Source organism: Actinoplanes sp. ATCC 53533, from assembly GCF_003947245.1.
Window position 1 is genome coordinate 22,305 of the sequence record NZ_QHHV01000078.1, and the last position, 17,797, is coordinate 40,101.

Genomic DNA, 17,797 nt, shown 5'->3' on the forward strand with positions numbered 1-17,797 from the left:
GCCGGGCCGGGTCGGCTCAGTCGAGGACGACCACGGCCCGGCCGGTGAGCATGCCGGAAGCCAGCCGCTCGTAGGCCTCCTCGATGCCGTCGAAGTCGAACTCCTCGACCTGATTGCGGATCAACCCGGCGCCGGCCAGGGCGATCACCTCCTGCGCGTCGGCGATGGTCGAGCCCTGGAAGGTGTAGACGTCGCCGTCGCGGGGCAGCTTGCCGAACCAGGGCGCCTGCAACCGGCCGCCGGACGAGCCCACCAGCCCGTACGCCCCGCCCGGCCGGACCACGGCCAGGCCCGCGGCGATGGTGGCGTCGGTGCCGACGAAGTCCAGCACGGCGTCGGCTCCCGTGCCGCCGGTGAGCTCCCGGAGCCGGACGGTCGTCGATTCGTCCACACCGGACATCTGCTCGTGGGCGCCGACCGACGCCGCGTACGCCAGCCGGATGGAGCTCGGGTCGACGGCGACCACCCGGGCCGTGGTCAGGACCCGCAGGAACTGCACGGCGAACGCGCCCAGCCCGCCGGCGCCCACCACCACGGCGGTGCCGCCGGGGGTGATGCGCGGCAGCGCGCGCCGCACCGCGTGGTAGGCCGTCGCGCCCGCGTCGGTGAGCGGGCCGGCCTGCCGCGGGTCGAGCCCGCCGAGCGGGATCAGGCCGCGCCGGCCCGACACCAGCACGTAGTCGGCGAGGCCGCCGTCGAGGCCGTAGCCGCGGCCGGCCAGCCCGTGCGGGCAGTTGTTGTCCAGGCCGCGGACGCAGAACCAGCAGGTGCCGCAGGACGTGGGGGAGACGAGCGCGACCGGGTCGCCCTCCGCCGTGCCGGTGACGCCCGCGCCCAGCTCGGCGACCCAGCCCGCGGTCTCATGGCCCAGCGTGAAGGGCATCCGCCAGCCCAGGCTCTCGCCGGCCGCCTGCGGCATCCGCCGCATGGTCAGGTCGGAGCGGCACAGCCCGCAGCCGGCGACCCGCACCAGGATCTGCCCGGGGCCCGGCTCGGGCACCGGCATGGTCTCCGCTCGCGGGGCCTCGCCCCACCCGATCATCCGGTACGCACGCTGTGTCTCGGCCACGTCGTCAAGAGTGGAACAGGTTCTTGTCGATAGTCAACGATCAACACGGGAAAGTTGACCAGCCGCTAGAACGTGTTCTAGTGTTCTGTCGTGCTCACTCAGTCGTTCGCGGACGCAATCCGGGAAGCCGAAAGGGTCATCAAGGACGCGCCGCACTGCCGCGGCGAGCAGGACCTGGTCGAGGGATACGACTACCTGGCCGGCAGCATCCGGGCCTCGGTCCAGATGGCCTGGGCGTACGAGCGGGACTTCCCCTACTTCGTCCGCTCCACCGGGCCGTACACGAAGATGGGCCTGGACAACCCGGACACCCTCTACTTCCACGCCTGGCTGCGCGACGACGCCGAATACGTGGTCACCGGCCGGCGTGGCAGCACCGCCGACCTGAGCTTCCAGATCCTCGACGGTGACTACTCGCCGGTCGAGGTCCCGGGCAGCCTGGCCGCTTTCGACGACCGGGCGATCGACGTCGACGCCGACGGCTCGTTCCGGATCACCTTCGGACCGCACGGCCCGGGCCGCAACGCCGTCCCGCTGGCCCCGCGCTCGGCCATGCTCGTGGTCCGCGAGGTCTACAGCGACTGGGCCGCCGAGCAGCCCGGCATGCTGCGCATCCAGCGCGCCGACCGGATCGGCGCCGCCCCGCCGCCGCCCACCCTCGACTCCCTCACCAGGCGATACGGCGTGGCCGGCAAGATCCTGATCAGCCGGCTGCGCACCTTCCTCGCCTTCGCCGAGCGGTTCTACCTCGGCCTGCCGGTGAACACCCTCACCACGCCGCGCCCCACCCCGGGCGGCCTGGCCACCCAGTATTCGTCGGTGGGACACTACGACCTCGCCGACGACCAGGCCATGGTGGTCACCGTCCCCGCCTCCGACGCGCCCTACCAGGGCATCCAGCTCGGCAGCATGTGGTACGTCTCGCTGGACTACATCAACCACCAGACCAGCCTCACCGCGGCCCAGGCGCGGACCGACCCGGACGGCATGATCCGGTACGTGATCAGCGAGCGCGACCCGGGCCTGGTCAACTGGCTGGAGCGCACCGGCCACAGCCGGGGCTACGTGCAGCTGCGCTGGCAGCGGCTGTCCCGGGAGCTGTCCGCTGCGGACGGGCCACGGGTGGACATCGTCGCGGTGGACGACCTGCCCAAGCAGTTGCCGTACCACGAGCCGATCGACAAGGCGGCCTGGCGGGACCGGATCGCCGCCCGGCAGGCCGCGACGGCGGCCCGGATGCTGGGGTGAGCGCGGTGCTGGCCGACAAGGTCGTGGTGGTCGCCGGCGTCGGGCCCGGGCTGGGGCAGGCCGTCGCGGTGCGTGCCGCGCTCGCCGGCGCCGACGTGGTGCTCGCCGCCCGCACCGGGTCATACCTGGCCGAGATCGCCGGCAAGGTGACCGCGGCCGGCCGGCGGGCGCTGGCGGTGCCCACCGACCTCACCGACGACGCCGCCGTCGGCGCGCTGGCCGAGGCGGCGCTGGCCGAGTTCGGGCGGGTCGACGCGCTGGTGCACAACGCCTTCGTGATGCCGCCGATGCGCAGCCTCGGCAAGGTCGACCTGGCCGACCTGACCGACAGCTTCGACGTCAACGTCCTCGCCGCGCTGCGCACCACCCGGGCGCTCACCGCCGCGCTGATCGCCTCCGGCGGCTCGGTCGTGGTCGTCAACTCGGCCGTGCTGCGGCACTCGCGGCGCCCGTTCGGGCCGTACAAGGTGGCCAAGGCGGCGCTGCTCGCGGTGGCCCAGAACCTGGCGAGCGAGCTGGGGCCGAAGGGCGTCCGGGTCAACTCGGTGGCGCCCGGCTGGATCTGGGCGGACACGCTGCGCGCCTGGTTCGAATACCAGGCGGCCGAGCGCGGCGTGCCGGCTCAGCAGATCTACGACGAGATCGCGGCCGGCACCGATCTGCGCCGGCTGCCGGAGCCCGACGAGGTGGCCGACGCGGTCCTGTTCCTCGCCTCCGACCTGGCCCGGGCCGTCACCGGGCAGTGCCTGGACGTCAACTGCGGGGAGTTCCACCGATGACCCAGACCGACCGCACCGATGTGGGTACGGTCGAGGATCTGCAGGCCTCGGCGACCCGGCTCACCGGACTCGACGACTTCGGCGGCACCGACCACCTCGACGGGCTGCGGGTGCTGCTGTCCGCGTACGCGGAGGAAGGCGCCCTGACCCCCGCCGGGAGCAAGGCGACCCGGCAGCTGTTGCGCTCCGCCCTGGTCTCCCGGCTGCTCAGCGAGACGGCCTGGCGACAGCATCCGGAGTACGCTCAGGTCGCGGTGCCGCGCCCGGTCTTCGTGACCGGCCTGCCCCGCACCGGCACCACGGCGCTGCACCGGCTGCTCACCGCCGACCCGGCGCATCAGGGGCTGGAGCTGTGGCTGACCGAGATGCCGCAGCCCCGGCCGCCGCGCGCGGCCTGGGCGGACAATCCCGTCTTCGCCGCGCTGCAGCAGGGCTACCGGCAGCATCACGACGCCAACCCCGAGTTCATGGGTGTGCACTATCTCGGTGCCGACCAGGTGGAGGAGTGCTGGCGGCTGCTGTGCCAGTCGATGATGTCGGTCTCCTTCGAGTGCACCGCCCACGTCCCGGGCTACTCGCGCTGGCTGGCCGGGCGGGACTGGACCGCCGCCTACCGGCGGCACCGCCGCAACCTCCAGCTGATCGGCCTGGCCGACCAGGACCGCCGCTGGGTGCTGAAGAATCCCAGTCATCTGTTTGCGCTGGACGCCCTGCTCGAGGTCTACCCGGACGCCGTGGTCGTGCACACGCGCCGCGCGCCGCGCGCGGCGATCGCCTCGGTGTGCAGCCTCAACGCGCAGGCCGCCGCCGGCTGGTCCGAGCTGTACCGCGGCGAGGTCCTCGGACGCGCCCAGCTCGAGCTCTGGTCCCGGGGGGTGCGGCAGTTCATGGCCGACCGGGCACGGCACGACCCGGCGCACTTCATCGACGTCGACTACGAGGACTTCGTGGCCGACCCGATCGGCACGGTCGAGGCGATCTACGACCGGCTCGGCACGCCGCTGGGCCCGACCGCCCGGGCCGCGATGACCGAGATGCACGCGGCGAGCGTTTCCGGGGCGCGCCGGCCCGCGCATCGCTATGACCTGGCCGACTTCGGGCTCACCGCGGCCGAGGTGGACGACGCCTTCGCCGACTATCTGGCCGCCTACGGCCGGTGAAGCTCGGCCGGCCGTCTTTCGGGGTGGCCCGGTGGGTTGCCGAAGCGCTGGGCGCGCGACGGGTCAGCGGGGTGGGGGCCGGTCAGGCCTGGTAGAGGAGGGAGAATCTGGCGTCGGCGGGCCTGCCGCGGTACCAGCAGCGCACCCGAACCGTGGTGGTGTCGTCGCGGCCCGCGGCGGCGGGGGCGGTGGTGCAGTAGGTCGCGGTGGCGTACGCCGAGACTTGGATCTGGCCGTCATCGCCGGTGAATCCGGAGAGTTCGACCGCGTAGTCGCCGGGACCGCGGCGCTGGATCATGCTGTTGCCGCCGGTCGAGTTGTACTGGTAGTCCAGACGCGGCGTGTAGCGCGCGGCCACTGCCTTTTCGGCCCAGAGCTGGGCGCCGGAGACCATCAGGTCGGGGCGCGAGGCCAGCTTGACAGCGTAGGTCAGGACGAAACCACTGTCCACCGGCCTGCCCTCGGTGTCGTGACAGCGCACCTCGGTGAGCAGGAAACGCTTCTTCGTCGTCGGGTTCTGCCAGGGTTCCCAGGCCATCGGGTTGCAGATCCGTGGGACCGGGCCGAGCGAGGTCACCTTGACGATGCCGGGGGCGTCCAGTTCGGCGGAGCGCTGGATGTCCTGGACGAAGACCTCGTAGTTGCCGGTGGCCGGCCGTTCCACCGTGACCGGTGTGCTGAACGAGTTGAAGGCGTAGTTGCGTTCGGTCTTCCCCGCCTCGTACCGCACGTAGGCGAGGGCGCCGGTGCCCGCAGCGGCCTGGAGGAAACGCAGGGCGAAACCGGAGTCCCGCATCGTCCCGCTCGCATCGGAGCAGACCACCCGTACCGTGAGATCGGTGCTCTTCTCGGCCATCCCCCATCCGGCCGTGCCGCAGACGCGCGGCGTGGCGCCCACCGCCGTGATCTCGACGGTCCCGCCGTCGACACCGAGTTTCTCCAGACGTACGTCATAGCGCCCGGCCTCGGTCCGCCGCACACTGTTGGCGGCCTCCCGCGAGTTGCAGGTGCCCGCGAGGTCCGGCCGCCGACCCCCCGCCTCGTCCGCGTCGACCAGCACGTATCCGCTGACCAGCAGGCCGGGCTGGGCCGCCCCCACGGACATCCCGCAGGCCGGCCCACCGTCCGGAAGGTTCTCCCAGACGAACGCGACACCTCCCACGATCCCGCCGATCAAGGACGCGATGCCGCTGGCGACCGCGGCCCAGTCAGTGAGTTTCCACTCCCGCCACTCCCGTCGCCAGATTCGTTCCAGAAGCGTGAACCGCCCGCTGGACGGCACCGTTTGCCCCGAGGGCGCCCGGTTCCGCGGGTCAGCGCCACGGCCACGTCGCCGCACACTCATCGGCCTTCCTTTCTACGGAGTCAGCGACAGTTCAACGACACGTGGGGCTACATCGCGCTTCCCGCCCGTGGGGTAACCACCATCTGGGTGCCGGGATTCGTCGGCATCTCCGTGGCCGTGCCGGTGTTCCGCATGTCGACGCCGGCGCGGGTCTTCATGCCGTTCTCGTCGGTCTCGCCCATGGTGACGCCAGGGCTGGTCGGCATCTCCCGCTTCGTTTCCTCGCCCAGCAGGGAGGTCCGGCCCGGCGCCACCATGATCGCGCCCGGATCCACCAGCGTGCTGTCGAGGCCGCCACCCGTGCTGGTACCGCCAGACCCCGTGCCGCCGCCGGCCTCGGTGTCACCCGATCCGGGGCTGCCGTTCTGCCCAGACCACAACGGGTCATCACCGTTGCCGTCGGATCCGGTAGTGCCGGTAGTGCCGGAGGATGTCCCGCCGTTGTTGCTCCGGGGCGGGTCGACGAGCGTGTCATCCTGGTCCTCGCCGGGCATGGTGTCCTGGTCTTGGACGGGCATTACACCCTGGTCGTCGTCCGGCGAGGTTTCACGCCCGCGGCCCGGCATAGTGCCCTGGCCGGCATCGTCCGGCATCGCACCTCCACCCTTGCCGCCGGTGGATTTCTCGCGGCCGGTTCGAGCCTCGGGGGCGGTGTCGCGGGCTTCGGCCCGCGTGTCGCCGGATGTCTGTGGTGTCACGGTACGAACGGGGTCCGCCCCGCAGCCCGCAAGAACCACACAGGCCGCGACCCCGACACCGAACCGAAGACACTTCCTCCGCAGTGGCACGAAATCTCCTTCGCAGACTCACAGCCTGCTTACAAATATGAGCAGAATACGGACAAATCACTCAGGCATAAGCAGGGTAGGGGCCACCCGCAAACAAGCTCGGCGAACGCGCGGACCGAAGGCGTCCTCGCCCTCGGGGGTGCCGCGCTCGCAGCCGTTGTTGCTGTAGCGCCTGTTGCTGGTGCCAGTGGTCTTCCGCCCTGTGGTTCGGCGGCTTGCCCTCCCGGCATAGTGTACAAAATACCCCATACACCTACCTAGGTTACAAATCTACCGGAACGGAACTGCCATGGAGAGCATGCCCACACCGCCGTCGCCGACCGGTCGATGGATCCACCTGCTGGTGTCCGCCGTACTCGTGGCCGGCATGCAGACAGCGACGGCGTCCCCGGCGTCCGCCGCTCCCGGAGACGCGATGCAGGAGTGCCGAGCCGGCCAGTCGGGCAGCTCAGCGAGTTGGTCGGGGGACATCGTCGGTACGACGAAGCTCGCGACGACCGTGGGCGGCCTGAAGCCGGGCAGCGTCATCCGGATCACCGCGTCGGGGTCGGTGCACAACGGCAGCTGGTTCGGTCAATGGCGAGGGCCGGACGGCAGCCCCGGTGATCCCGGGGGTACCGCGTCATGGCCGGCAGCTCGGGTGAACAAGTTCGCCTTGTACGGCAAGTGGATGCGCACCGGGGAGACCTTCCACGCCGGTTCCGACAGCGGCTGCCTCGACTACACCAGCGTCTGGCGCCGCGGCAACCACGTCGACGACCTCGCCGTCGGTGTGAACGACGACGTCATGGACGACAACAACGGCTCTTTCCGCGTCACCGTCCGGGTTTGGACGAACCCCTCCGAGGTCAACGACGGCGGGTTCGAACGGCAGCCCGGCCGGTCCCTGTCGCTGGGGTGGGTCGGCGAAGGCACCGGGTTCAAAGGTGTCGACATCAACCGGGGCCTGGCCCGCGTCGGACGAAACAACGCGTTCATCCGCACCACGACCGGGTGGAACGCCGTGGCACAGCCGATCAAGGTCGTGCCACACCGGAGATACCGGATGGCCGCCTTCGTGCGCACCTCCGGCAACTTCACCGGCGGGGTGTACGGCGTCCGGCCGGCGTCGGGCGGCAGCGCCATCGCGCACGCCACCTACGGCGAGTACGCCGTGACGCGGTACCGCCCGGTCGTCCTCGACTTCGACAGTGGCTCGTCCCGCTCGCTGACGGTCTTCATCGGGTACTGGGCGCCTGGGGTCGACTCCTGGGTCCAGATCGACGACGTCCAGGTCTGGGCGCACTGACGGGATCGCGCGGTTGTGCGGCGGGCCGCCCCGGTGGTGCGCGGCCGCCGCGCAGCCCAGAAGTAGTCAGAAGGAACGGCCCCGACCGTCAACCGCAAGCAAGTTCAACCCCCCAACCGCAAACCCCGAAGGGCATGATGAGCCGGGGCCCGGCTGCCTACGGCGGTGAATCAGCCCAGCGGGCCGATCACCTCGTCGGCGAACCGGCGCAGGCCGTCCTTCTTGGTGGTCAGGTCCGCGTCGAAGCCCGCGCCGTAGAACATCCACGGCACCACGATCGCGTCGGTGACCCCGGCCTCGGCCTGCTGGCGGTAGCCGTCGAGGCCGAACCGGTCCACGCAGACCGCCTGGATCTCGAACGGTGCGTCGGCCCGGCCGTATTCGGCGCGCAGCTCCGCCAGGCGCGCGATGACCGCGCGCAGCTTGTCGAAGCGCATCATCGCCGACGACCAGCCGTCGCTGACGCGGGCCGCCCGGCGCAGCGCCGGCTCGGTGTGCCCGCCCACGTAGAGCGGCACCGGCGCGCTGGGGGCGGGGCTCATCTGCAGCTTGTCGAAGGCGAAGTGCTTGCCGTGGTATTCCACCATCCCGCCGCCGAGGATCAGCCGCAGCACCTCGATCGCCTCGTCGGTGCGGGCGCCGCGGTCGGTGAACGGGGCGCCGCACCACAGCGACTCCTCCGGGGACCAGCCCAGCCCGACGCCCAGGCCGAACCGGTTGCCGGTCAGGTTGGCCACCGAGCCGACCTGCCGGGCCAGCAGCACCGGGTTGCGCGGGCCGAGCTTGAGCACCTGGGTGTAGAACCGGATCCGGCTGGTGACGGCGCCCATCGCCGCGGCGGAGACCATCGGGTCTGCCCACGGGGTGTCGGCGTCCCAGAACCGGCGGCCGTCCGACGTGTACGGGTAGGCGGCGCCGACGTGCTCGGAGTAGAAGATCGAGTCGGGCAGGGCGATCGACGTGTAGCCGCACTCCTCGGCCGTACGCGCCAGTTCGGTCAGCTGTTCCAACGGACTCAGGGCCACGCCGAGGGTGAAGTTCATGCCAAAACTGTAACGCGTTCTACCTCGGAATTGAACACCTCGCCGAGCGCCAGCAGCTGGGCGGTGGCGCCGCCGAGCAGGAACTCGTGGTACTTGGCGGCGAGGAAGTACCGGTGCAGCGGATATTCGAGGTCGAGGCCCACGCCGCCGTGCACGTGCACCGCGGCGTGCAGCACCCGGTGCCCCGCCTCGGCGGCCCAGAAGCCCGCCGTGGCGACCTCGGCCGTGGCCGGCGGGTGCTCGGCCAGCCGCCAGGCCGCCTGCCACGTCGCGAGCCGCAGGCCCTCGACGTCGATGTGCGCGTCGGCCAGTCGCTGGGCGACGGCCTGGAACGCGCCGATCGGGCGGCCGAACTGGACCCGGCCGCGGGCGTACTCCGCGGTCATCTCCAAGGCCCGCTCGACCACGCCGAGCTGCGCCGCGCAGGCGCCGACCGTGGCGTGCGCGGTCAGCCACGGCCCGGCGGCGGGGTCGGCGATCAGCCGGTCCGCGGGCAGCGTGCCGCCGGCGATTCGCAGCAGCCCGGCGCCGGGGCCGCCGGCCACCTGCTGGGCCTCGACCGTCACGCAGGGGTCGTCCGGACGCACCAGGAACACGCCGGGCCCGGCCGGCACGAGGATGAGGGCGGCCGCGTCCGCCGCGGGCACGGCCGGGACCGTGCCGGCTAGCCGCCAGCCTTGCGCCGCAGGCTCGGCCCGCACCGTGCCGCCCGGTGCGGCGGTGAGCACGATCTCGCCCCGGCAGGCCGGTTTGGCCCACTCGTCGACCTGGTCCTCGCTGCCGAACCTGGCCAGCGCGCCGGCGGCCACCACGATCGACGGCAGGTATGGCACAGTGGCCGCGTGCCGGCCCAGCTCGGCCAGGATCGCGCACTGCTCCAGCAGCCCGTAGCCCTCGCCGCCGGCCCGCTTGGGCAGCGCGGCGGCGAGCACGCCGGCCTCGGCCAGGGCCGGCCAGAGCGGGCGGCCGGACGCCGCCAGATCGCGCGTCATCCCGGCCAGGTCGCCGGCCTCGCCGCTCAACGAGAAGTCCATCTCGGTGCTCCTATCGCCGGACGGGGAGGCCGAGCGCGCCGGCCGCGATGATGTCGCGCTGCACCTCGTTGGCCCCGCCACCGAAGGTGAGGATCAGCGAGGCCCGGTGCATGCGCTCGATCCGGCCGCGCAGCAGCGCGCCCGGCGAGCCGGCCCGGACCGTGGCGGCGGGCCCGAGCACCTCCATGAGCAAGCGGTACGCCTCGACCGCGAGCTCGGTGCCGAACACCTTGCCGGCCGAGGCCCGGGTCGCGGCCGGCGGTCCGCCGGAGCCGGCGGCCACCCGCCAGTTGAGCAGCTTGAGCGCCTCGGTGCGGGCGTGCACGCGGGCCAGGTGCAGCCGCACCCACTCCTGGTCGAGGACCCGGCGGCCGTCGGGCAGCCGGGTGGCCGCGGCCCAGTCGAGGACCTCGCCCAGCGACCGGCGTAGCGGCGCGGCCGAGGTGAGCGCCACCCGCTCGTGGTTGAGCTGGGCGGTGATCAGCTGCCAGCCCTCGTTCTCGGTGCCGACCAGGGCGGAGGTCGGCACCCGTACGTCGGCGTAGTAGGTCGCGCTGGTGCTGGGCCCGGCTACGGTGCGCACCGGCGTCCAGGAGAAGCCGGGCGCGTCGGTCGGCACGATGAGGATGGACAGGCCCTTGTGCCGCGGCGCGTCCGGGTCGGTGCGGCAGGCCAGCCAGACGTAGTCGGCGTACTGGATCAGGCTGGTCCACATCTTCTGGCCGGTGACCACGTACTCGTCGCCGTCGCGCACCGCGCGCGTGCGCAGGGCCGCCAGGTCGGTGCCGGCGTCCGGCTCCGAATAGCCGATCGAGAAGTGGACCTCGCCGGCCGCGATCCGGGGGAGCAGCTCGGCCCGCTGCTGGGCGGTGCCGTGCCGCATGATGGTCGGCCCCACGGTGTAGATGGTCAGGAACGGCACCGGTACGCCGGCCATCGCGGCCTCGTCGGCGAAGATGAGCTGATCCATCGCGGACCCGCCCCCGCCGCCGTATTCGGCGGCCCAACCCAGCGCGAGCCAGCCGTCGCGCCCCAGCTGCCGGACCACTGCCCGGTAGGCCTCGCCGTCGCCGTATTCGCCGTCGTTGTCGGTGAGCGCCTCGCGCAGCTCGCGCGTCATCAGGGCGGCGAAATACGCCCGCAGCTGTTGTCTGAGCCGCTCCTGCTCCGGTGTGTATCCCACGTGCATGCGTCGCCCCGGGTGCGGTAGGTTAGAACACGTTCTACTAGTAGACCACGTGAGCGGAGGGCGTCAACCGTGGAGGCGTTTCTGATCGGTGCGGTCCGTACGCCGGTCGGCCGGCGCGGCGGTGCTTTGTCCGCCGTGCACCCGGCCGATCTGGGCGGGCACGCCATCGCGGCGCTGCTGGAGCGCACCGGCGCCGACCCGGCCATGGTCGACGACGTGATCCTCGGCTGTGTGGACACGCTCGGCCCGCAGTCCGGCGACATCGCCCGCACCTGCTGGCTGGCGGCCGGCCTGCCCGAGCACGTGCCGGGGGTGACGGTCGACCGGCAGTGCGGTTCCGCGCAGCAGGCGGTGCACTTCGCCGCGCAGGCGGTGCTGAGCGGCACGGCCGACCTCGTCGTGGCCGGCGGCGTGCAGAGCATGAGCCAGGTGCCGATCGGCAGCGCCATGGCGCCGCGCGGGCCGTACGAGGGCTCCGCCGGCTGGGCCGCCCGCTACGGCGACCAGGAGATCTCCCAGTTCCGCAGCGCCGACGAGATCGCCGCCAAGTGGGGCCTGAGCCGGGCCGAGATCGAGCAGTTCGCGCTGGACAGCCACCGGCGAGCGGTGCATGCGATCGACGAGGGGCGGTTCCGCGCGGAGATCGCGCCGTGGGGCGACTGCGACACCGACGAGTGCCCGCGGCGGGACACCTCGGCGGCCAGGATGGCCGCGCTCGCGCCGCTGCGGCAGGGCGGCGTCACCACCGCGGCGGCTGCCAGCCAGCTCGCCGACGGCGCCGCCGCCCTGCTCGTCGCCTCCGCCCGCGCGGTCCGGGATCAGGGGCTGCGGCCGAGGGCCCGGATCCTGCACCTGTCCGCGCGCGGCGACGACCCCGTCCTGATGCTCACCGCGCCGATCGCGGCCACCGCGCACGCGCTGCGCCGCAGCGGGCTCCGCCTCGCCGACATCGACCTGTTCGAGGTCAACGAGGCCTTCGCGAGCGTGGTGCTCGCCTGGCTGCGGGAGACCGGGGCCGATCCCGCGCGGGTCAACGTCAACGGCGGCGCGATCGCGCTCGGCCACCCGCTCGGCGCCACCGGCGCCCGGCTGCTCACCAGCCTGCTGCACGAGCTGGAGCGCACCGGCGGCCGCTTCGGCCTGCTGACCATGTGCGAGGGCGGCGGCCAGGCGAACGTCACCATCATCGAACGGCTGTGAGCCGGGCTAGCCGCTCCTCCGCCTCCCGCATGATCCGGTCGATCAGCTCCGCGCAGGACGGCAGATCCTCGATGAGGCCGGCCACCTGGCCGGCGGACATCACGCCGTACTCCGGCCGGCCCTCCACCATGGCGGTGCGCAGCAGCACCGGCGTCCCGGCGGCCATCACCGTCTGCGCCCAGGACAGCTCGCGGCCGTGCCGCGCGGTCCGCCCGGCGCGCAGCAGCGCGGGCCAGGACAGGCCGGCCAGCCGGCGGAACGCCACCGCGTGCCGCAGCGCGCGGGCCAGTCCGGCGGCCCGCCCGGAATGCTCCAGCGCGTCGACGAACGGGGTGCGCAGCACCCGGTGCGGCACCCCGTCGACCCGGGTGGTCACCACCGTTCCGGTGACCGGCGCGGCCAGGTACAGCCGCTTCACCTCGTCCCCGACCGGGCTGTCCGAGGTCAGCAGAAACCGGGTGCCCATCGCGATGCCGGCGGCGCCGTAGGCCAGCGCGGCGACCAGCCCCCGCCCGTCGAAGAAGCCGCCGGCCGCCACCACCGGGATGCCGACGGCGTCCACCACCTGCGGCAGCAGCAGCGTCGTGGGCACCGGGCCGGTGTGCCCGCCGCCCTCGCCGCCCTGCACCAGTACGGCGTCCACGCCCCAGCCGGCGACCTTCTCGGCGTGCCGGCGGGCACCGACCGACGGCATGGTGAGCACCCCGCCGTCGGCGCAGCGGCGGATCAGCTCGCGGTCGGGCGCGAGCGCGAACGAGGCGAGCCGGACCCCCTCGCGCACCAGCAGGTCGACGCGTTCACGGGCATCCGGGGCGTCGGCCCGCAGGTTGACGCCGAACGGCGCCTCCGTGCGCCGGCGCACCTCACGGATGGCGGCCCCCACCTCGTCCAGGCTCATGGTGGCGGAGGCAAGGATGCCGAAACCGCCCGCGGCCGAGGTCGCCGCCACCAGGCCGGCGCCGGACACGTACCCCATGCCGGTCTGCACGATCGGATGCCGGCAGCCGACCAGGTCGGTGAGCGGAGTCCTCACCGGATTTCCTTGTTCCGCAGGCCCTCCGGGTCCAACCGGTCGCGGATCAACGCCAGCTCCGCCGTGGTCGGCGACCGGGTCTCCGGCACCTCGTCCGGGACGGCCGGCGCGAACCCGGTGGCGGCCAGGACGTCGGCCACCTGTACGCCCGGGTGCACCGAGCGCAGCCGCATGGACCGCTCCGGCGTAGCGAAGTCCAGGACGGCGAGATCGGTGACCACCACCCGGATCTCGTGGAACCGGTTCGCGGGCGCGCCGAGGGCGGCGGCCCGGTCGTAGCCCAGACCGGACACCATGTCGACGCGCTCGACGAAGGCGCGCGGCGAGTGCCGCGGCACCCAGTAGCTGGTGGCGTGGTTGATCGTGTTGCCCGGCGCGCCGCGCACGCCGAGCAGCTGGGACGTGGGCCGCGCCCAGTCGCCGATGCAGGAGATGTTCTGGTTGCCGTACCGGTCGAGCTGGCTCGCGCCCATCATCACGTGCCGGCTGCCGGCGGCCACCAGCTGGAAGACCGCCCGGTACGGCAGCCAGCCCTCCTCGTCGTCCCCGTGGAGCAGAGTGGCCTCGCCGTCGGTGAGCAGCAGGCCGGGCGCGAAGGTGAGCTGGGCCAGCCGGGCACCCAGCCGGGGAATGAGCCCGGTCGGGCTGGCCAGGATCGCGCCGTCGCCGCGCCACGCCTCGGCGCATGCCACCACGCAGACCTCCGCCCGGCTCGCGTCGCTCATGGGTTGCCCACCGCCTTCTGATATTCCGCCTCGTCGCCGTCGAGATAGGTGGCGCGGAACCGGTCCCATTCCGCCGGATCGGCGGCCGCGGCCGCGTATTCCCGCTGGAACGCCTCGTCGCGGCCGTAGTCGGGAACGCAGCTGGTGAAGTGCGCGCCGTGCGGGGTGACCACCACGCCGTCCACCATCGCGCGGTTGACCAGCATGCCCTGCGGCGGGCCGGCGGCGACCAGCTCGTCGGTGCCGACCAGCCGCTCGCAGGAGAGGTAGCGGCGCTCGGCGGCCAGGCAGAACAGATCGTCGAAGTACGGATCCGGGCCCAGATACCGCCCGTTGCCCCAACGGTCGGCCCGGTTGAGGTGGACGAGGGCGGCATCCAGCCGCAGGGCCGGCATGGCGACGAACTCCTCGCCGTCCGCGTACGGCGAGCGGACCGTGCGCAGCTCCGGATTGACGCGCAGGACGTCGGAGCCGAGCCCGGCCCGGATCGGCAGGAACGGCAACCGGTTGGCTGCGGCGAGCAGTCCCCAGTAGAACATCCCCTCGTCCAGCTCGGTCAGCTCCACAGTGCCCCGGCGGCGGGCCTGCCGGAAGTGCGGCTCCAGCGCGATGCTGTCCAGCGACACGAAGCCGGTGACCAGCCGGCGGACGCAGCCGGCGGCCAGCAGCAATCCGACGTCCGGGCCGCCGTAGGTGACCACGGTGAGCCCGGTCAACCCGGCCCGCGCTATCGCCCGGACCAGCGCCATCGGCTTGCGCCGCGACCCCCAGCCGCCGATGCCGACGGTCATCCCGGGACGCAGCTCGCCGACCACATCCGCGATCGTCATCACCCGGTCGTCCATGCTCACCTGCCGTCCACGAAGGCCTGCCGGGCGCGGTCGCCGGCGCCGGCGAGGTTCAGCTCGTATGTGAATCCCTGCTCGAACCGGTATGACCGCTGCACGTCGACCGGGTCGATGCCGTTGAGCGACTCCTTGGCGCGGCGGATCACCACCGGATCCTTGGCCGCGATCTCCTCGGCCACCGCCCGCGCGGCGGCGCGCAGCCCGGACGGGGCCACCACCTCCAGGACCGTGCCGAGGCGGTGCAGCTGCGCGGCGGTGACCGTGCGGCAGGTATAGACCATGGTGCGCATCAGCTGCTGCGGCACCAGGCGGGCCAGGTGGGTGGCCGCGCCGAGCGCGCCGCGGTCCACCTCGGGCAGGCCGAAGGTGGCATCGTCGGCGGCCACGATCAGATCCGCGTTGCCGGCCAGGCCGACACCGCCGCCGAGGCAGAAGCCCTGCACGGCTGCGATGACCGGCACCGGGCAGTCGTAGACGGCCGCGAACGCCGCCGCGCAGCCACGGTTGGCGGCCAGCAGCGCGTCGTGGCCCGGCGTGCGCTGCATCTCCTTGATGTCCACCCCGGCGCAGAAGCCGCGCCCCTCGGCGGCGAGCACCACCGCGCGGGTGCCGGGGTCGGCGCCGGCCTCGATGAGCGCGTCGGCCAGCGCCTGCCAGCCGGCCGCCGGAACGGCGTTGACCGGCGGAAAATCGATGACCACCTCGGCGACCGGGCCGGGATGCAGGTGTATGCCCACGCCGTACCCTAACCTAGCGCTTGCTTGGTCGGCTAGCATCGGCGGATGGACCCCCTCGACTTCGCGGGCCGCGCCGTGGTGGTGACCGGCGGAACGCGCGGGATCGGCGCCGCGATCGCCACCGCCTTCCTGACCGCGGGCGCCCACGTGCTGGTGTGCGGCCGCACCGAGCCGTCAGGGCCGTCAGGGCGCTCCGAGTCGTCAGGTGCGTCCGGGGGCTCTGAGTCGTCCGGGGGCTCTGAGTCGTCCGGGCGCTCTGAGTCGATCGGGCGCTCTGAGTCGATCGGGGGCTCCGAGTCGATCGGGTTGCCGCAGGCCGGCGGTCGTGCCGCAGAGTTCTTTCGGGCGGATGTTCGTGATTCGGAGCAGGCCGGCGCGCTCGTGGCCGCCGCGGTGGCGCGGTTCGGCCGGCTCGACGTGGTCGTGAACAACGCCGGCGGCGCACCCTCCGTGCCGGCCGGCACCGCCTCGCCCCGGCTGCACGCGAAGATCATCGAGCTCAATCTGATCGCGCCGCTGCACGTCTCGCAGGCGGCGAACGCGGTCATGCGCGAGCAGCCCGACGGCGGCGTCATTCTCATGGTGGGCAGCGTCAGCGGGGTGCGCCCGTCGCCCGGCACCGCCGCGTACGGCGCGGCCAAGGCCGGGCTGCTCCACCTCGCGACCAGTCTCGCCATGGAGTGGGCGCCGAAGGTACGGGTCAACAGCCTCGTCGTCGGACCGGTGGTCACCGATCCGGATGCGCCCGGGGTGGATCCGGCGCTGCTGGCCCGCGCCGTGCCGCTGGGCCGGGCCGCGACGCCGGCGGAGGTTGCCAGTGCCTGCCTGTTCCTCGCCTCGCCGCTGGCCGGCTACGTCAGCGGGGCCGCGCTGGCCGTGCACGGTGGCGGCGAATGGCCACCGTATCTGCCGGACTCGCGGGCCGCGGCTCACCCTGCGCGGAAGTAGTGTGAGCTCTCCACGAATCTGATCCGGTCGAGGTCCGGCACGGTGGGGCGAGGCCTGGTCTCGCCCGGTCATGGGCTGAGGTTCGGGCCTAACACTGTCACGGCGGTTCGTGGCCCCCCGGCCGCGGGCCGGGGTGCCCGGATCGAGGCCCATCTCGATTGCCAGGCCTCGCCGCCCAGCGACAGACCCCACCCTCCACGCTCCTTTGCTCTGCTTCCCCATTGGAAACACCCGCTCGGCCGACGCCTGGCTGCAACAGATAGGCAGAACCCGCACATTCCCCCACCGGCGTTTCCCATAGGGAAGGACCCTGTTGCCTAATTCGCGGCGCGCTGGTTGTGGTCCGTGACGTGGTTGTTCTGCCCGGTGAGGGTAGGTCGTCGTTGGTGGTTGGTGTCCTGGGTGAGGTGAGTAGCGGTGTCGATGCGTCCGCGTCCGTTGCCGGAGGTTGATGTGCAGACTGCGGTGGTGGCTAGGGCGGCGTTCAGGAAGCCGACGTTGGCGATGCGGGTGCGTGATGAGCTGGGTGAGGTCTTCACCGACGAGGCGTTCGTCGATGCGTTCGGGGTTCGTGGCAGGCCGGGGATCTCGCCGGGGCAGTTGGCGATGGTCACGGTGTTGCAGTTCGCGGAGAACCTCACCGACCGGCAGGCCGCTGACGCGGTCCGGGGGCGGATCGACTGGAAATACTGTTTGGGTTTGGTGTTGACCGATCCGGGTTTTGATTTCAGTGTGTTGTCACAGTTCCGGACCCGGTTGGTCACCCATGATCTGCAGGGTGTGGCGTTCCAGACTCTCCTGGACCGGCTGGTCGAGCAGGGCCTGGTCAAAGCCCGGGGTCGGCTGCGCACCGACGCGACGTATGTGATGGCCGCGGTTCGTGATCTCAACCGTCTGGAGATGGTCGGTGAGACGCTGCGGGCGGCCCTCGAAGCCCTGACGGTGGCGGCACCGCGGTGGGCGGCTGAGCACGTCGACGCGGCGATGGTCCGACGATACGGTGCCCGGATCGATGAATGGCGGCTGCCGAAGGACCAGCCCGGCCGGCGGAAACTCGCCGCCCAGGTCGGGACGGACGGCTACCAACTGCTGGCCGCGGTCTTCGACGGGCAGGCCCCGCCCTGGCTGGGTGAGATCTCCGCCGTCGAGGTGCTGCGCCAGGTGTGGATCCAGCAATACGTTCGCGGCGAGGCTGGGCGGGAGGTGATCTGGCGGGATGCCGATATCGACGGTGAGCCTGCCGGGCAGAACCAGGATCATCTCCCCGTATGACATCGATGCCCGTTACAGCGAGAAACGCGGCCACCGCTGGCAGGGCTACAAAGTCCATATCAGTGAAACCTGCGACAACACCCCACCCSCG

Annotated in this window: 17 protein-coding genes; 7 read left to right on the plus strand and 10 right to left on the minus strand. The window is 72.4% G+C overall.

Features of this window, described 5'->3' with window-relative positions; translation table 11 throughout:
- Positions 1-16: 16 nt before the first annotated feature.
- Complete coding sequence (locus DMB66_RS25445) at positions 17-1,069, minus strand: NAD(P)-dependent alcohol dehydrogenase (RefSeq protein ID WP_233624829.1); 1,053 nt, start codon at positions 1,067-1,069, stop codon at positions 17-19.
- Between the two features lie 90 nt (positions 1,070-1,159).
- Here DMB66_RS25445 and DMB66_RS25450 point away from each other — a divergent pair, with 90 nt between their 5' ends.
- From DMB66_RS25450 to DMB66_RS25460, 3 genes are read left to right on the plus strand one after another with little or no spacing between them, the layout of a single operon-like run.
- Positions 1,160-2,317 carry a DUF1214 domain-containing protein gene (locus tag DMB66_RS25450; protein ID WP_125806642.1) on the plus strand — a complete coding sequence of 386 codons (1,158 nt, stop codon included), beginning with the start codon at positions 1,160-1,162 and terminating at the stop codon, positions 2,315-2,317.
- Positions 2,318-2,322: 5 nt separating this feature from the next.
- Complete coding sequence (locus DMB66_RS25455) at positions 2,323-3,096, plus strand: SDR family oxidoreductase (protein WP_199752624.1); 774 nt, start codon at positions 2,323-2,325, stop codon at positions 3,094-3,096.
- Positions 3,093-4,256, plus strand: a complete 1,164-nt coding sequence (locus tag DMB66_RS25460; protein ID WP_125806644.1) for a sulfotransferase — start codon at positions 3,093-3,095, stop codon at positions 4,254-4,256. The genes DMB66_RS25455 and DMB66_RS25460 overlap by 4 nt, the downstream gene beginning before the upstream one ends.
- An 82-nt stretch (positions 4,257-4,338) precedes the next feature.
- Here the strand turns inward: DMB66_RS25460 and DMB66_RS25465 are convergent, their stop codons facing one another.
- Positions 4,339-5,601: a hypothetical protein gene (locus DMB66_RS25465; RefSeq protein ID WP_125806645.1), complete on the minus strand. Its 1,263-nt coding sequence runs from the start codon at positions 5,599-5,601 to the stop codon at positions 4,339-4,341.
- Positions 5,602-5,648: 47 nt separating this feature from the next.
- Entirely contained in the window at positions 5,649-6,119 is a 471-nt protein-coding gene (locus DMB66_RS25470; protein WP_125806646.1) for a hypothetical protein, read from the minus strand.
- 568 nt (positions 6,120-6,687) lie between these two features.
- Here DMB66_RS25470 and DMB66_RS25475 point away from each other — a divergent pair.
- Complete coding sequence (locus tag DMB66_RS25475; protein ID WP_125806647.1) at positions 6,688-7,677, plus strand: hypothetical protein; 990 nt, start codon at positions 6,688-6,690, stop codon at positions 7,675-7,677.
- Positions 7,678-7,847: 170 nt separating this feature from the next.
- On the opposite strand, the gene DMB66_RS25480 is transcribed toward DMB66_RS25475, so the two are convergent.
- Genes DMB66_RS25480 through DMB66_RS25490 form a run of 3 tightly spaced genes read right to left on the minus strand, consistent with a single transcriptional unit; the run spans position 7,848 to position 10,943 of the window.
- Positions 7,848-8,720 (minus strand): TIGR03619 family F420-dependent LLM class oxidoreductase, encoded by an 873-nt coding sequence (locus DMB66_RS25480; RefSeq protein ID WP_125806648.1) that lies wholly within the window; start codon positions 8,718-8,720, stop codon positions 7,848-7,850.
- Complete coding sequence (locus DMB66_RS25485; protein WP_125806649.1) at positions 8,717-9,754, minus strand: acyl-CoA dehydrogenase family protein; 1,038 nt, start codon at positions 9,752-9,754, stop codon at positions 8,717-8,719. The genes DMB66_RS25480 and DMB66_RS25485 overlap by 4 nt, the downstream gene beginning before the upstream one ends.
- A gap of 10 nt (positions 9,755-9,764) precedes the next feature.
- Positions 9,765-10,943, minus strand: a complete 1,179-nt coding sequence (locus tag DMB66_RS25490) for an acyl-CoA dehydrogenase family protein (protein ID WP_125806650.1) — start codon at positions 10,941-10,943, stop codon at positions 9,765-9,767.
- A gap of 69 nt (positions 10,944-11,012) precedes the next feature.
- Here DMB66_RS25490 and DMB66_RS25495 point away from each other — a divergent pair, with 69 nt between their 5' ends.
- Positions 11,013-12,143: an acetyl-CoA C-acetyltransferase gene (locus DMB66_RS25495; RefSeq protein WP_125806651.1), complete on the plus strand. Its 1,131-nt coding sequence runs from the start codon at positions 11,013-11,015 to the stop codon at positions 12,141-12,143.
- Here DMB66_RS25495 and DMB66_RS25500 read toward each other — a convergent pair.
- Genes DMB66_RS25500 through DMB66_RS25515 form a run of 4 tightly spaced genes read right to left on the minus strand, consistent with a single transcriptional unit; the run spans position 12,127 to position 15,486 of the window.
- A complete protein-coding gene (locus DMB66_RS25500; RefSeq protein ID WP_125806652.1) occupies positions 12,127-13,176 on the minus strand; it encodes a nitronate monooxygenase family protein in 1,050 nt (349 codons plus the stop codon). The genes DMB66_RS25495 and DMB66_RS25500 overlap by 17 nt on opposite strands.
- A complete protein-coding gene (locus DMB66_RS25505) occupies positions 13,173-13,901 on the minus strand; it encodes a CoA-transferase subunit beta (RefSeq protein WP_125806653.1) in 729 nt (242 codons plus the stop codon). Before DMB66_RS25505 ends, DMB66_RS25500 begins: the two co-directional genes overlap by 4 nt.
- Positions 13,898-14,746 (minus strand): CoA transferase subunit A, encoded by an 849-nt coding sequence (locus DMB66_RS25510; RefSeq protein ID WP_125806658.1) that lies wholly within the window; start codon positions 14,744-14,746, stop codon positions 13,898-13,900. Before DMB66_RS25510 ends, DMB66_RS25505 begins: the two co-directional genes overlap by 4 nt.
- Positions 14,747-14,748: 2 nt before the next feature.
- Positions 14,749-15,486 (minus strand): enoyl-CoA hydratase family protein, encoded by a 738-nt coding sequence (locus DMB66_RS25515; protein WP_125806654.1) that lies wholly within the window; start codon positions 15,484-15,486, stop codon positions 14,749-14,751.
- Between the two features lie 45 nt (positions 15,487-15,531).
- Between DMB66_RS25515 and DMB66_RS25520 the strand changes: the two genes are divergently transcribed.
- Both DMB66_RS25520 and DMB66_RS25525 read left to right on the plus strand, forming a co-directional pair.
- Positions 15,532-16,434 (plus strand): SDR family oxidoreductase, encoded by a 903-nt coding sequence (locus tag DMB66_RS25520; protein WP_125806655.1) that lies wholly within the window; start codon positions 15,532-15,534, stop codon positions 16,432-16,434.
- 504 nt (positions 16,435-16,938) lie between these two features.
- Positions 16,939-17,706: a transposase gene (locus DMB66_RS25525; protein WP_158647352.1), complete on the plus strand. Its 768-nt coding sequence runs from the start codon at positions 16,939-16,941 to the stop codon at positions 17,704-17,706.
- Positions 17,707-17,797: the final 91 nt, after the last annotated feature.

Excerpts from the sequence above, each read along its gene's own strand:
- DMB66_RS25460 (WP_125806644.1), top strand. The coding sequence starts at position 3,093 with ATGACCCAGACCGACCGCACCGATGTGGGTACGGTCGAGGATCTGCAG.
- DMB66_RS25465 (WP_125806645.1), bottom strand. The coding sequence starts at position 5,601 with ATGAGTGTGCGGCGACGTGGCCGTGGCGCTGACCCGCGGAACCGGGCG.
- DMB66_RS25470 (WP_125806646.1), bottom strand. The coding sequence starts at position 6,119 with ATGCCCGTCCAAGACCAGGACACCATGCCCGGCGAGGACCAGGATGAC.
- DMB66_RS25475 (WP_125806647.1), top strand. The coding sequence starts at position 6,688 with ATGCCCACACCGCCGTCGCCGACCGGTCGATGGATCCACCTGCTGGTG.
- DMB66_RS25480 (WP_125806648.1), bottom strand. The coding sequence starts at position 8,720 with ATGAACTTCACCCTCGGCGTGGCCCTGAGTCCGTTGGAACAGCTGACC.
- DMB66_RS25485 (WP_125806649.1), bottom strand. The coding sequence starts at position 9,754 with ATGGACTTCTCGTTGAGCGGCGAGGCCGGCGACCTGGCCGGGATGACG.
- DMB66_RS25490 (WP_125806650.1), bottom strand. The coding sequence starts at position 10,943 with ATGCACGTGGGATACACACCGGAGCAGGAGCGGCTCAGACAACAGCTG.
- DMB66_RS25505 (WP_125806653.1), bottom strand. The coding sequence starts at position 13,901 with ATGAGCGACGCGAGCCGGGCGGAGGTCTGCGTGGTGGCATGCGCCGAG.
- DMB66_RS25510 (WP_125806658.1), bottom strand. The coding sequence starts at position 14,746 with ATGGACGACCGGGTGATGACGATCGCGGATGTGGTCGGCGAGCTGCGT.
- DMB66_RS25520 (WP_125806655.1), top strand. The coding sequence starts at position 15,532 with ATGGACCCCCTCGACTTCGCGGGCCGCGCCGTGGTGGTGACCGGCGGA.
- DMB66_RS25525 (WP_158647352.1), top strand. The coding sequence starts at position 16,939 with ATGCGGGTGCGTGATGAGCTGGGTGAGGTCTTCACCGACGAGGCGTTC.